8 protein-coding genes are annotated in these 14,047 nt (G+C 44.2%); 5 read left to right on the forward strand and 3 right to left on the reverse strand.

Features of this window, described 5'->3' with window-relative positions:
* Window positions 1–113: 113 nt before the first annotated feature.
* Window positions 114–338 (reverse strand): helix-turn-helix domain-containing protein, encoded by a 225-nt coding sequence (locus EJ361_RS05730; protein ID WP_164714099.1) that lies wholly within the window; start codon window positions 336–338, stop codon window positions 114–116.
* A 342-nt stretch (window positions 339–680) separates the two neighbouring features.
* On the opposite strand from EJ361_RS05730, the gene EJ361_RS05735 reads away from it, so the two are divergent.
* Together EJ361_RS05735 and EJ361_RS05740 are read left to right on the forward strand one after the other, a co-directional pair.
* Window positions 681–1,001, forward strand: a complete 321-nt coding sequence (locus tag EJ361_RS05735) for a hypothetical protein (RefSeq protein WP_126244396.1) — start codon at window positions 681–683, stop codon at window positions 999–1,001.
* 46 nt (window positions 1,002–1,047) lie between these two features.
* A complete protein-coding gene (locus tag EJ361_RS05740; RefSeq protein ID WP_126244397.1) occupies window positions 1,048–1,425 on the forward strand; it encodes an antitoxin Xre/MbcA/ParS toxin-binding domain-containing protein in 378 nt (125 codons plus the stop codon).
* A gap of 62 nt (window positions 1,426–1,487) precedes the next feature.
* On the opposite strand, the gene EJ361_RS05745 is transcribed toward EJ361_RS05740, so the two are convergent.
* Window positions 1,488–2,660 (reverse strand): site-specific integrase, encoded by a 1,173-nt coding sequence (locus EJ361_RS05745; protein WP_164714100.1) that lies wholly within the window; start codon window positions 2,658–2,660, stop codon window positions 1,488–1,490.
* Between EJ361_RS05745 and EJ361_RS05750 the strand changes: the two genes are divergently transcribed.
* Complete coding sequence (locus EJ361_RS05750; protein ID WP_164714101.1) at window positions 2,612–4,198, forward strand: P-loop ATPase, Sll1717 family; 1,587 nt, start codon at window positions 2,612–2,614, stop codon at window positions 4,196–4,198. The genes EJ361_RS05745 and EJ361_RS05750 overlap by 49 nt on opposite strands.
* Window positions 4,199–5,116: 918 nt before the next feature.
* Here EJ361_RS05750 and EJ361_RS05755 read toward each other — a convergent pair.
* Window positions 5,117–9,418 (reverse strand): DUF6443 domain-containing protein, encoded by a 4,302-nt coding sequence (locus EJ361_RS05755; RefSeq protein WP_126244400.1) that lies wholly within the window; start codon window positions 9,416–9,418, stop codon window positions 5,117–5,119.
* Between the two features lie 545 nt (window positions 9,419–9,963).
* Here EJ361_RS05755 and EJ361_RS05760 point away from each other — a divergent pair.
* Together EJ361_RS05760 and EJ361_RS05765 are read left to right on the forward strand one after the other, a co-directional pair.
* Window positions 9,964–13,371 carry a hypothetical protein gene (locus EJ361_RS05760; RefSeq protein WP_126244401.1) on the forward strand — a complete coding sequence of 1,136 codons (3,408 nt, stop codon included), beginning with the start codon at window positions 9,964–9,966 and terminating at the stop codon, window positions 13,369–13,371.
* Window positions 13,372–13,614: 243 nt separating this feature from the next.
* Entirely contained in the window at window positions 13,615–13,893 is a 279-nt protein-coding gene (locus EJ361_RS05765; protein WP_126244402.1) for a hypothetical protein, read from the forward strand.
* Window positions 13,894–14,047 lie beyond the last annotated feature (154 nt).

The raw sequence follows: 14,047 nt of genomic DNA on the forward strand, positions 1-14,047 counted from the left end.
TGTTTCGAAATTTGTTCGCCTGCCGCGGGCTTGCGCCCTTTGGGCAAGGGCCAGTCGGCGTTGGTTCAGGTCATCGGTGTTAGATCGGCCCTTGCCCAAAGGGCGCGACTCGCCTATTTTTTGCCGGTGAGCGTGTTCATGTCAATCTCCAGCGCTTCCGCCAGCTTTACGAGGGTGGTCAGCGTCGGATTGGTTTCACCGGCTTCCAGCCTCCCCACTGAGCTATGGGAAATCTCCGCCTTATAGGCGAACTCGCGGGTGCTAAGTTTCTTTGCCGTCCGCAGTTTCTGCAGGCGCGCGCCAAACTCAATCAGGAATTTATCATCGGAAGTGGGCATAATTCCCGGAAATTCCGACACTTCCCAAAAAATAATGTACCCAAGCATGGGTACAGTGAATTATTTCACCTATATTGCATTAAGAATTAATAGCCGTCCACCTTATACAAGCGGGCGGGAAATCATTAATTTTGTTGCTTTCAAGTAATTGAGGCAATCGCTTTTGATTCTAGTCCAGGGTCTGGAAAACTAAGGATACTAGAGACAAGGGTGGTGCTCACGCTACGGCGTGGGTGCTCGCTTACGTCATCCGGTATTCCAGACCCTGGGGCGGCAAGTAGAGGCTCACGCTTTTTTTATTTCCTCCCCCGCCTGCCGCCTTCACCGTATAAAACAACCACTATGGCGAAGCAAGCGAAGTTCCGTTACAATCTTCCTAAAGTCGTTGCCGTCCTCAACCTGATCGGTGACATATTTCAAACCCGGATTTGCATTGAATGCGGATGGGAGGAAGATACCCTCGATTTCTACATGAAACATCCGGAGCTGATCTCCCGTACTGATAGGGCAAAGATTAACCAAATCCTGAAAGAGCATCTTTCCAACCTCGCGCAAAATCCTCCACAAATTCCCGCGCGGAAGCCTTTTCCCGTTCACCTTACCCGTTCCGTCAATTCAAAAACCAACCATAAACCCATTTATCATAGAACAGAACCAACCTGAAACACTGGAACTACACGCCCTGCAAACGTTCGGGCAAATCAAGCTATTGCATCCTTTAACCTTCGAGAGAGCGGCGGAAATCATTCAATCCGGCCTTACCATCAATATGGTAGAAGATTTCCTGATTGTAACTGAAATGGATATTACTGATTTGTGCTTTGTCCTGAATATTACCGGCGATGGCTTCCGGGAATGGAGGGACGCAAGGATTTTCCCGGTGGAGGCCAGTAATACGATTCTACAGTTGGCCAATATCTATGCGTTCGGATATGATCTATTCGGCCAAAGGAGAACGTTTAACGGTTGGATGAAGGAGTGCAATCAATCGCTGGGAGACATCCCTCCATTTTCGCTTCTATGCAACGCCCACGGATTGAAGGAAGTATTGTCCGTATTAAAGCGGATCGACCACTTTATGCTGTAGCGATTTTCTTTACATCGTATATATACTTTTCCATGGAGGGGGCAGTCTTGCCCCCTCAACTATTATTGAACAGATCCTGCCAATAGGATTTCTCCTCGTTGCTGCCAAATCTCCCTAATCTTACGCCCCGCTTCTTCAGGAGTGATCCGAATATACCTGTAGAAATCCCGTAGGCTCTTATGCCCGCTAATCCGCATAATCAATTCAACCGGTGTACCCGCCAAAAACTCATTCGTGCAGAAAGACCGGCGGCAGGTATGGGAAGTCACCCAGCCCCATTTCGGGCGAACAGTCGCTATATCCCTATTCCCTTTCTTGTGGGTGAACCGTACCGGCTCCACGATCCCCGCCAACTTCGCCACCTCCTTTATCAGCCGGTTAAACATCACATTACTGAAGACGGGAACGCCCTCCCGGAACCGTTCCAGAAAAATCTCTTCCGCCTGTTTCCGCAGAGGCACCACCACCCAATGATCCGACTTCTCCTGCTTTTTATGTAACATCCCTTTCCGAATGTCGCTACCCTTCAGGGAGGTGAAATCCGAGAACCGTAGCCCCGTTAGGCACCCCAAAACGAACAAATCCCGGCAGGGGGCCAGGTCTGGCCGGTCGGTCAAGTCCAGCCCGTAAATGTGCATGATCTCCACCGAGGTGAGATAAATAGCGTCTGCGTTCTCGTCCAGTATCTTGAAATCCGATAGGTCAATGGGAGGGATAATCTTCCGGCGCATCCGGTCGCGGAGGAACAGGCGGAGGTGTTTCACGGTTTTACCGATGGAAGCCAGCCGCAATCCCTTTGTAGGGATTTTCCGGCGGGGCTGGATGTATTCGTATGTCAGGAAGTCTACAAACCCCTCGTAAAAGGAATAGTCAAAGCTATCAAAGCTGATCGGGGATTCGCGGTAAGTCTCGTAGGCCAGTACATGCTCTTTCATGGTCTTGAATACGTTGATCGTGGCCGGAGACACCTTCCCGGTCTTGCATTGGATGTAATGCTCGATCTGGAAATAAATATCGAGGTTGATACCCGGGTTGGTTGTCGCTGCCAACTCCGCCGCTTCAAACAGACCGGAAGGATCAAAGTCCGGGCGGAAGGTCTGTTTCAGGAATGCGCCTACATTCGGAATCTTCTCTTTCACCGCATAAGAAATAATGTCCTCCACCATCCGCAGCAGGGAGGCCAGCCGTGCGCCCAGGTCAGCAGCCCCACCATACCGGGCAGGGAGATCAGGCATTACCCGGAGGAATTTACGGTTCCAGAATTTGGGAGGGATGGCGATTTCCGTATTCAGCAGCACTTTTTTGTTGTCCGCGCCGCAATACTGTAACTAATAATGTTTCATTTAATACGGTCGGCTTTATAAATAATGTAAGTGAAACTGATTATGAAAAGTTTATTAAGTTAAAAAAAGATAACCATTTGCAGTTATCTGAATATACAAACGTTTGGAAAGTTTTACTGTACTTAATAATATCTCATAGAATAAAGGAACAAGAAAGTGCTAAAGGCTTTTTTAAGTCTTCTGACAAATTCAATGCGATACAGAACGCAATCGACGAATACTATCTTAACGCTTTTTCTCCAGAAATTGTACATGCATTAAACTTTGTGGAAAAGACAAAATTCTCTGCCGAAGTGCTGCATAAGTATTTCAAATTGTTGGGTGAAAATCTAAAAGAAGGAAGTTTTACACATTCAAAATTTCAAACTAATCTACTATATATTCAGAATCATTTCGAAAAAGCAATTGCCAGCTTAACTTTAAATTCAAATTATACTTTTTTCATAGATGGGATAGATGTTAGACCTGATTCAGTTTCGTACGAGTATTACATAGAGTGTATTAAAGGACTCGCACAGGCTACGTGGTCAGTTAACAATGAATTTTTTCCATCTATTAAAGGGGAAGGACGATTAAAAGTAGTTCTTCTAATTCGCCCAGATATTTTTGCTAATCTTGGCTTGCAAAATCAAAACAATAAGATTAAGGACAACTCTATTCTACTTGATTGGAGAACTAATTACTCCGAATATAGAAATTCAAAACTTTTTATACTCGCAGATAGACTGCTTTTAGCCCAACAGGACGAAAATAGTAAGGTTGGCGATTGTTGGAATCACTATTTTCCTTATCAACCGTTTATTGCTAACAAGCGAGAGTCGTCCTTTATACAATTTCTAAGATATTCTCTCTATCGTCCAAGAGATATAGTCACAATGCTTGACTTTCTTAAGGATATACATGTTAGGAACCAAAAGAATGACCCAAGTACGTTCTCTCATCATGATTTTGATAATGGAGAGTTTCAAACACGATATTCGGATTACTTACTTGGAGAAATTAAAGATTATCTAGCGTTCTATTTCTCAGAAACTGACTATGAATCATTTAGGAAATTTTTTGACTTTTTGAAAGGGAAAAGTACATTTGGTTATATGGATTTTACAAGGGCTTATTGTGAGATGATGGAATATTTCGAAAAGACGAATATCAATAAACCTAAATTTTTTGATACTGCAGATACATTTTTACAGTTCCTTTTTGATTTGAATGTAATTTGCTACATTGAAGGCCAAGGAAGAAATACTTTTATCAGATGGTGCTTTAGAGAGCGCAACTATGCCAATCTATCCCCCAAGGTTAAAACTGGAGTAAAGTATGAAATACATTATGGCTTATTAAAAGCATTGAATTTCGGCAAAAGAAGTTTTGGGGGTAACAAAAATTCATTTCATGCTGGAGCATCAGTCAATAAATATAGATTCAAATAGATTACAATAAACTTCAGACTAGAAACTCAATCGTAATATTATTAATAAACATATGTTTTAAGTGCTCATGTCCGACATTTTATATTAAGATACTTTGACGTCAATCAAGCAAGTGTCAATCAAAACGGAACGACGTGAAAGGTAGAATTGATTGACATTTTACTTTCGCCATCCATAATGATATGCGGTAGTATTTTCTTCATTATATTGCTTATTATTGAATTTGTTGGTTTGTGTTTGTCATTGCTTTCCAATGATATGGAAGTACGAACTCATTCAATCAATAGGATTATTCAAATCCTTCACTGAATAGTATTTCAATCGGCCAATGATATACTGCTAATTGGGATGGGTACATTAGATCGGTTCTAGGTGAAGGTTGTAATTCATCGCGCCATTATTGGATGTTGGCATAAAAAAAGTTCGAAAAGCGTCCCTCCCAGCCCCGCACGATTTAGAAGAGCCCCCGTTAGGCGCGGGTATTTCTGTTTTTTAGTCTAGTATTTAATTGAATTCCTTTTTGTTTATCCGCTTGGTATACAGGTGTTTTGTAAGTACAAATTGAACATAAATTCCAAAGATGCACCCAACGGTCCAAATCATGCAAAAAATCAATTGTTGATAGTTTTCGTTAATCGAAAAGAGATTAAAGGTGTGGCGTATATTCAGTATCAGAAGCACGAAGTGAATACTACAACAGCCGAGCAAATAGTAAAAGTTGGAGTAGTACTTTTTTATTCCCAGGAACAACAATATTGTAATCCAACAAATTAAGAAATGGAGCATAAGGCCCATTGATTCTTTATTATTGAATACAAGTTTTCCATGTGAACCTAGCAATGCAAGAAGAAGAATATCAAGCGAATAAATGAAGACCAATAGTATGTATACTGTGCGAAAGATTAACTTCATAAATAACTATTTGATTGTAAGTTTACCCTTTAATAGGGCACCAAGAAATTGAGATTTTTGTTCTTTGTTCATGCCGGAAATATCGATTCGTGTTCCACTTCGAATATGGGAGAAATTCCCATTAAGTACTTCAACCACAATCAGTGCAGATTCCGTTATTAATGTGGCATCCCTAAGTGCCTTTTTACCGGCTGCTCCTTTACCCAAATCTTTATAGATACTGTGATGCTCCATTTTCGTACCATTATGCGGTTTCGAATCCTGCAAAGCGTGTAACCCGATACCAAATGCCTTCGCCTCTGCACTTCCAATGTTCCATTTGTCGGGAGTGCCGAATTTCGCGGCTTTGAAAATTTGTCCCCAGCCAAATTCCTGACCTCGTCTCGTTGCTTCTGCAGCGCCAATATTCTCATCATCGGCTTCCATGGAATGTCGTTGGCTTTCGGCAGCAGAGCCGGTGTTTTGTGAATTTTTCGTCACATCATCATCCCAAAATGGCCCCCTATTCCATCCCAGTTGTTGCATTCCGGGAGACTTAGGCTCAGGTATCCCATAACGCAAGGCTGCCATATCATTTAGGTTCATAAAGAAAGCACTTGGTCGATCCGCATAATATGATGAATAGTAGGCTTCACGGTCTGCCGCCCCGGCAGAATAACCAAATCGAAGCATTACATCGTAAGTAATTTTATAATGGAGTGAGATTATGAAATCGCCATTTACATCTTTTGAAGCAATTGGGTTATTGGCAACATAGTTGTAACCGCTCAAACTGAAATATTTCTCGGTATATCTGTCTATTGTAAAGAATTTGCCAATCTGCTGATCATACATCCTGGCACCATAATCATACCATTCCAAACCAGGCCCGGTAGTAAACTCCTTAGTCTGTAATTCTTTCCTGTTGTACTTGAAAGCATTTTCCTTTCCAATAGCTTGCTTGTCGCTCAATCCCGCCATGGCCAATCCAAACGGATAATAGTGCGTCTCCTCCAGCACAGGCGTCCCCGCCAAAGCCACAGTTACATTGTCAAAGAACACGTCCTGTTGCGTCTCGTTGCTGGTGTAGACATACAAGAAGCCCGATTGCTCCATAACCACATTGTCCGCGCCAAGAGTCTGAAGCTCATCGGGCTGAGCGGCTACTTGCTTTACGCCACTAGAGCCTTCCACTAAGTTAAATTGTTCGTCGAATAGTACAAAATTCAAATATGCTTTAGGCCTATCCGGATTGGCTGCGTCTTTGGATTCACGGTTCACGAGTCGCTGCCAGCCGTCATTTATGAAATCGGCGCCAAAAGGCGTTCCGTTCGCATTCTCTTCGGAACCATGCGGTTGGGATGCAGCGTTCCCCGGGTTACCGAAAGCCCGAATCAAAGCAGTTGCCATATCGGCTGCCGGTGCGCCAGGCTTTTGGTTTTGCTTGAATGCCTGCGTCTTATAGAATGCTCTCGCGGCCAGACGCACCGTATCCCCGGTCTTTACCTTCAATACCAGGCTGGGGCCAATGCGCCGGTCGGGGTCGTTGCCGTTTAGCTTAGCTACCGAAGTGTTTTGGTCTGTCTGCGGGTCGTCCGGGTATCCTACGGGCTTTTCCGTCCGGGAGGCATCGATGTTGCTGAACAGCGCATTTTCCACGGAAGCCTGTTCCGGTTCCATGCTGGCCATATATAGCTGTTGGGGCGGATTGGTTTCCGCCAGCACGATCCGGACGTTACCCAAATGATCTTTCATGAAATAGTCAAACGTGAAGCTTCCTCCAGTAATGGGACGGATGCGGCCTTCCTCGTGTGAAATCAGTTGCAGCACGTTGTTTTCATAAATCGTGGGGCCGAGATAGTCGGTCCGCGTGGTTTTGTTCGGGGTTACCGTCTGATCGAGCACCGTTTTTGCCAATTTGCGCCCGGTCGCGTCGTAAATAAAGCTGATCGTGCCCTTCCCAGTCATTGTAATAGCCTTTGGCAGGTTTAATAAGTTATACTGTATGGCAGTAATGTTCTTGTTAGCGTCTTTGGTGAGATTCCCGTTTTTGTCGTAAGCATAGTCGAAAGTCGATGTGGCATTTTGATCGCTGAAATCCCCTAATGTGGTGGCTGGGTCGTTTGATCCCTCTGCAACTTTATAGAGTTTATTAGTTGCAGAAAGCGCAGTAGAATCATAATAAGTATATGCGAGACTATCGATTCTGACATTCGTGGATGTGCCTTTAGCACCCCATTGTTGCATACGAAGTATGTTTCCGTTTGCATCGTAGGCTGTTGTGTAGTTGACGCCATCTCCCATCCAGGAATCGTAGTTATGGGCGGTTTCTCCCCAGGTGGTGGCTCCTGTGGATTGGGTAAAGTTGGCTTTCAGAAGTCTGTTGGCGGCATCGTACACATATCCGTAGGCATTGGGAGTTGTTGTTTTGGTACCTTTCCAGGTAACACCAGCGATGTTCCCGTTATATTCTTTGTTCGTGAACCCCGCATCGTAATGCAGTTCCTGCCCGAAATACCGGGTCTCCGTTCCTTTCACATAATTACGATTAATGCCTTTCAGCCAGCCCCGGATGTTATAGGTGTACGTCATGCTCTCGATCACGGTTCCGGCAACATTCTTAAACTCTTTTTTCTGCAATTGCCCTAACTGATCGTAGGTATTGGTAGCAATATCTCGGGTATGAGCGGCATTGTCGTTGAGCTTTTTGGTGACTTTCAACACGCGGCCCGCATGATCATAGCTGAAATTCGTCAGTAATCGCGTAACTCCTGCTGCGCCGGCGGCCGGGTTGTTGTAATATTCATAGGTACTGAGCAACTTTCCTGAAAAGTCATATAGGTTCGTGGTTACATCTAAGCCCGCATTTATGTTATCACTTAATATCTGCAGCGGACGGTTTTTGGCATCGTAATATGTGGTGGTAGTAAGATATTGAGCTGTTTCCAGTACCCTGATTTTCGTTCCGGTGACCAGGCCGCGGGTTTGCGTATTGACGGCAATGGTTTCTGGCCATGGGTTACTGCCGGCCTGTGGACTGGTATAATAAGCAGATTGCGCTGCCTTGGCACCGGCGTAAGTATAGTTGTCGTAGTACGTATACGTCAACGGGTCGAGGCTGGCAGGAAGGATGGTATTAGCTCCAGGCGACGTGCTTTGGTCGCCGATCAGTTCGCTGTGCGTGCGGGGGCTGGTATAGATACCGGTCATCGTCGGCCGGTTGAGATTGTCGTATAACGTGGCCAGCCATTTGCCGCCAACGGCACGCAGGTTTCCGTCTCTTGTGAGAACGAGCCGGTCCCGCTGATCATAGACCATTTCAACGGAATCCGCGCCCGGTACTTTTTTAAGGACCATTCGGTTACGGACATCGTATTCATACCTGAAACAAAGCGATTTGCTGGCGGCAGCGCTAAGTACCCAGCCGGCCGCGGCGAGGCCTTCTACCACCTTTGGGGGTAGCACGAAACGGAGGTTGCCCATCAGGTCATATATGTAATAAGTGCAAAGCCACCCGGTATGGTTGGCCCCGGGAGTTGCCGCAATTTGTACTTTTTTAAGAATGGTATGGCCTTCCTTATCCACATATGCCACCAGTTGCTTGCCGGCCTCGTCAGTTGTCACATTTTTGAGCAGTTCACCGGCGGCATAGGCGCCATTGGAGGTAACCACTGAGTAGGGGACATTGCCGGTCATTAAGGTACCCACCTGCCATTTGCGCACTTCATCCGTAGTTGCGTTTACGAGGTACTGCTGGGAAGTGCCTCTAGCCGATCCCGCCCAGTTATTGCCGGCCGGCATGGATTTCAGTACCCGGTTGAGCGGGGAGGATTCGAATTGCGTTTCGGCGTAATAGATTTCTTCTTTGGTATTGTTGGCTGTAGTAAGCTGGCCATCATAGAATACTTTTTGTTCGGCAAAAGGGGCGAGCTTTAATATACCATCCCCGCTCGTGCTGACGTACGGCAGGTAGTTAAATGGAGTACGGCCATAGGCGTCGTATTCAACGGGTGTTACGAGATCTTTTTTCGTTACAGGGGAAGCGCCTTTTACGACGGTTTGTAACGGACGTCCCAATCCATCGAAATATGCGGTGGACATAGGAGCGTTTCCCGCGTCAGTTGCGGCCGTTATGGCGGTAGGGTCTGTCAGCGGTTGATTGGGCGACCAGGTCCGAACGTAGTTCACCTTTGCTCCGGCAGGCATGGCGATAGGTACGGCTCGTGCTGTTTTGGTGGCGGGAACACTATTATCCGGTTGTTGGGCAAAGGAAGCGCCGGTATAAGCGAGGGCGGCAAAAATGGATGCGAGTACGAGAATTCGTTTCATCAAAATGCGGTTAGGGTATTAATTTTGAACAGGATTACAGTCAGCAGGAAAGGGGGCAAAACTTGAGGCGGTTCACTGCAAACGGGGTAATCGATTAAACTGCGATTCTAATTTCCATATTAAAATAAGTAATTTCTTAACACTGGCAAACAACCATTTGCGTTACTTTGAAATTAACATGAATTTAACAAAATAGGGGTTTAGAACTTACACCCATATCGTTACTTTCACGTAAACCCCTACCTTATGAATAGAAGGAATTTTCTTCATATGTTGTTGCCCACTCCTGTTTGTAACCAGTGCTACTGCTGCATTTTCGCGAGATTTGGCTCCAATTATTCAAGAGTTGTAATTAATGAAATCACCCTCTCCAACAGGAATGAACTTCATATAGCTGTCACTACTACTGAACTTTCCTCAGGGGCTTAGAATGTAATATTTACGCTACTTCCTCAATGAGTTGACTGAAATTTCCCAAAAAGAAACTTACCTCGTCACGTTCGTAGCACCAGCCCTAAAAATGAACAATGATAATAGTTAACGCCATGTTTAGAAAAGTACTTACTTGTTTGGCAATCATTTGGGCGAATCTTTCGTTAGCCCAGGAAAAGACAATTATTCCTCCAGCGCCCAATGCTGCTAACCTGGTATTTAATACCGAAACGCAGATGGGTTTGTATACAGGTACGCCACAAATTTCTGTTCCTATTTGGACAGTGAATGCTGGTGTAATGCAAGTTCCCATTACACTTAGTTATACCTCCGGTGGGGTCAAGGTAGCCGATATGGCATCGTGGTGTGGGTTGGGATGGAATCTCAATGCCGGCGGCGTTATAACGCGGTCGGTAGTGGGGATGCCGGATGAAACACCGACATTTGGTTATATAGATTACACCATACCTCCGTCAACGCCCTATAATCCAGACTTTATTAGCATGGCGGAAGGAACAATTGATTCTCAGCAAGATTTATTTTTCTATAGCCTTCCCGGTGGCTCAGGCAGATTTGTGTTTGACGCAGCCGGAACTCCCAAGTCAATTCCGAAAAGCAATTATAAGATTACGAAGGGGAATATTGCCATTTTTCAGTTTTCAGACGGCAACGCTTCTTGCATTTCGGATTGGCAGATCATTGATGATAAAGGCATCATCTACCGCTTTAAGGACTATGAAAAAACGTTATCAGCTTCCAGGAATAACGAGCTGACCGGAAGCGGGTTTACTACTAACGGACGAAGCATCAATAGTTGGTACTTGACAGAAATGGAATCCCCCACCGGAGAAAGGATTGTGTTTAACTATACATCTGTTGATCTGGCTTATGATCTTGCACCAACAAAGACTAGTATTTTACAGCTAGAGGGCCAAGATGACAATTATCCATCTTCTACATCCGTACCAAGACAATATGTTAATACAAAAAGACTGTCATCCATTGACTTTCCGGAAGGGAAGATCAGGTTCATCCCAACAACACTGGGACGTGCGGATCTTGTGGGTGATAATGCGCTCGATAAAATTATTGTCGAAGACAAACAGGGCAATATTAAAAGACAATTTAAACTGGATTATAAGTATTTAGTTGGGAACAGTCTAGTAGATTACACAAGCATCAACCCTGCTGGTACCAATAATTTTTTCGTTTCTTCAACTATTACTCCTAACGTATCATTTAGCCGGCGGTTAATGTTAATGAAATCGACAGAACAAGACGCAAACGGGGTTGCGTTAAACAATGGCCAGCGTTTTGATTATCATACAGAGTATGGGTTACCGCACAGGGCTTCTCCATTAGTAGATCATTGGGGATATTCGAATAAAGCGGATAACCCCTCGGCAGAGCTTCCTTTTGTATTGATAGAGCCCTCTCAAACCGGTAGCCCTAACCCTGTGGTATACGTGGGAGGTAAGAGCCCTGATTTCCTGTATGCCAAACAAGGAAGCTTGTACAAAGTAAACCATGCTTCAGGAGGTTTTACGGAGTACGAATTTGAATCAAATGATGCAGCTCCAAGTCCTAACATTCCTCCAAAAGTTACCAAAACCAACGAAATCTATTCCATCTCCCTTAGCCACTATAAGTACAATGTAGATGGATGGTATGAGGGCTTGAATTACGAAATACGGCCGGACGGAAATGGCAATATGGTTAGGAACTACTATATTGAGTTTGCTGTGTACCATGGAAGTACGGGAACGGCACAGGTACTGCTAACAGATATTCCTTACTACCCAGCAAGCGGTTTGAATTTCTACATAATGAATGTTTCTACCGGCAGCGTTATTTGGAGAGGATATAACGACGGAACTTATAATGTCACCCTTCAGCCTGGGGCTTATCGCCTTTACCATTGTCCTTCCTATGCTTTATTAAACAGTCCGCAGAATCCCGATCATCAAAAATTACATAGTGCCACATTATCTGGCTTCTATACTATAACGAGCGAACAGGGTTCACAAGGGCAACCTCCAAAAGTAGGGGGTATAAGGGTAAGGAAAAGTAAACAGTATGATTCGGTTTCCCAAAAAACATTATACAAAGAATATAAGTATGAACAGGATGGGAGTTCTGGGCAATTGCTGGCTGCACCAATATATCAGTTTGAGTTTACTGTCGAAGCAAGAACAGGGTCGCTTGATAGACATTTAGGCATTTCATACAACTCTGTTAATCCATTAAGTACTACTCACAACTCATTTGTAGGATACCGGTATGTTGAAGAAAAGGCTGTGTCTGAAGCCGGGGTTCCTTTAGGAAAAACATCATACTCGTATTTGGGACCTTTGGAATCGCCGGACGTGCTTTACAAAGGTAATGCTAGCGCAGATGGATTTACTTTCTATGAAGCCCCGAATCCTCCGGCCGATCGCAGAGACTGGTTGCGCGGCTTTTTAACGCAGCAAATGGATTACAAGTATGATAATGTAACGCAGATATATACCCAGGTTCGTAAAGTTGAAAATACTTACAAAAAGACCCTCGAACCAGTCAGCAATGGCTTGCAAGTGAATATAACCAACCGGAATCTCGTGAATGGCCAGCATTTGGTTTCGTTTACATATTATAGCCATCATTCAGGTACTATTTTCCTTGAGAAAACTGAAGAGACGCTTTATCAAGGAAATGGAGAGCAAAAAACTACCACTACGATAGAAAATAGCGGCAAGAGTTATTTACCGGTCAGTAAATCTATTGCTCAAAGCGATGGCTCCGTATCAAAGGAATATTACACATATCCCAAGGAATATCTGACTGGAAATGCCGCTATCGACAATCTGATAAGCAAGAATATCGTATCGGTGCCTTTAGAAACGGTGAAATTGAAGGAATACCCAACAGGGACCTTTTCAATTACCGAAGGTAGTCTTACGAACTATTATCCTGCCGGATGGGGGAATATTCAATCCGTTAGTGTATTGGAAACTAACATACCTATTCCGGTTTCAGCATTCAAGTTTTCTAACGCGCCCGCTGGACAATTACCTACAGCCCTGAATGCTGCCGTATTTGCCGCAGATACCCGTTACAAAACCCGCATATTATTTAATAGCTACGACCCAGATGGGAATCCAACAGAAAAACAAAAGGTGAACGATGTTAAGGAAGTATACTTATGGGGGTACAACGGCGTTTACCCGGTTGCCAAAGTAGTAGGAAGCGATGTTGCTACAGTGTCCGCCCTGATCAATCAAACCATGCTGGATAATGCACATACCTATTCGGATGCGCAGATCCGGACCGAGTTAAATAAGATTCGTACCGGGCTCGCCAGTAACAGCCAAGTAAGCGTGTCGACCTATACTTATGCGCCATTAATAGGGATGACGAGCCAGACAGACGCCAACAATGTTACCACTTACTACGAATATGATACCTTTGGAAGATTGATTTTGGTGCGTGATCAAAACAGTAAGATCCTTAAGAAGTTTGAATATCGTTATGCCGGACAGTGAGGAATATTGCTCTTTTGTTGCCAGCTAAAGGTTCGATAATTGTCCCTCCCAGCCCGCACGATTTAGAAGAGACCCGCGCTTGGCGCGGGTTTTCTGTTTTTAGTCGAGTATTAAGTCGAGTTCTCTTTTTTCAATGAACTTTATGGAGGTTAATGTTCTATAATTGGGGGGTACTCGAATATCCTGCATTATTAAAGAATCCGAATGTACAGGCATAATTTTCACTTTTAAAATCCAGTACAAATGTTAACGCCGGAGAAAATAGAAATATTTAAAAAATACAAAGGCTATTATGATGGCTACTACATACAGAATAAGGGAAAAGAAGAAGTAATTTCTAGTGATGACTGGTTCTTGCTTAGTAACCTAATGCAAGATATTTGCTTGATTCGAAAGGGTTTAGCTTCAAAATCTTTTGAAAAGAAAGTAATGGATGAACTGATTAAATATTGTATTAATAAAACCACGTATGATTTGGTTTTTCAATTAGAAAGATATATAAATGATCAAGGCTCCGAATAAAGTGTCACCAAAAGTTAGATGAGTTATGATTAAGATAACTACGTTTGGTCCGCAGAAGGGATCGGAAAAGGTGGTGTACCTATACAGGACTTGCGCATTTTAGCTTTAGTCAATCTGGCCTGCAAAGTTCGATAATCGTCCCTCCCAGCCCGCA

Source organism: Chitinophaga rhizosphaerae, from assembly GCF_003958645.1.
GTDB classification, from domain to species: Bacteria; Bacteroidota; Bacteroidia; order Chitinophagales; family Chitinophagaceae; genus Chitinophaga; species Chitinophaga rhizosphaerae.

Bases quoted from the DNA above. Each gene is read 5' to 3' on its own strand.
- EJ361_RS05765 (WP_126244402.1), top strand. From the start codon at position 13,615: ATGTTAACGCCGGAGAAAATAGAAATATTTAAAAAATACAAAGGCTAT.
- EJ361_RS05755 (WP_126244400.1), bottom strand. From the start codon at position 9,418: ATGAAACGAATTCTCGTACTCGCATCCATTTTTGCCGCCCTCGCTTAT.
- EJ361_RS05760 (WP_126244401.1), top strand. From the start codon at position 9,964: ATGTTTAGAAAAGTACTTACTTGTTTGGCAATCATTTGGGCGAATCTT.
- EJ361_RS05730 (WP_164714099.1), bottom strand. From the start codon at position 338: ATGCCCACTTCCGATGATAAATTCCTGATTGAGTTTGGCGCGCGCCTG.
- EJ361_RS05735 (WP_126244396.1), top strand. From the start codon at position 681: ATGGCGAAGCAAGCGAAGTTCCGTTACAATCTTCCTAAAGTCGTTGCC.
- EJ361_RS05745 (WP_164714100.1), bottom strand. From the start codon at position 2,660: ATGCCTGATCTCCCTGCCCGGTATGGTGGGGCTGCTGACCTGGGCGCA.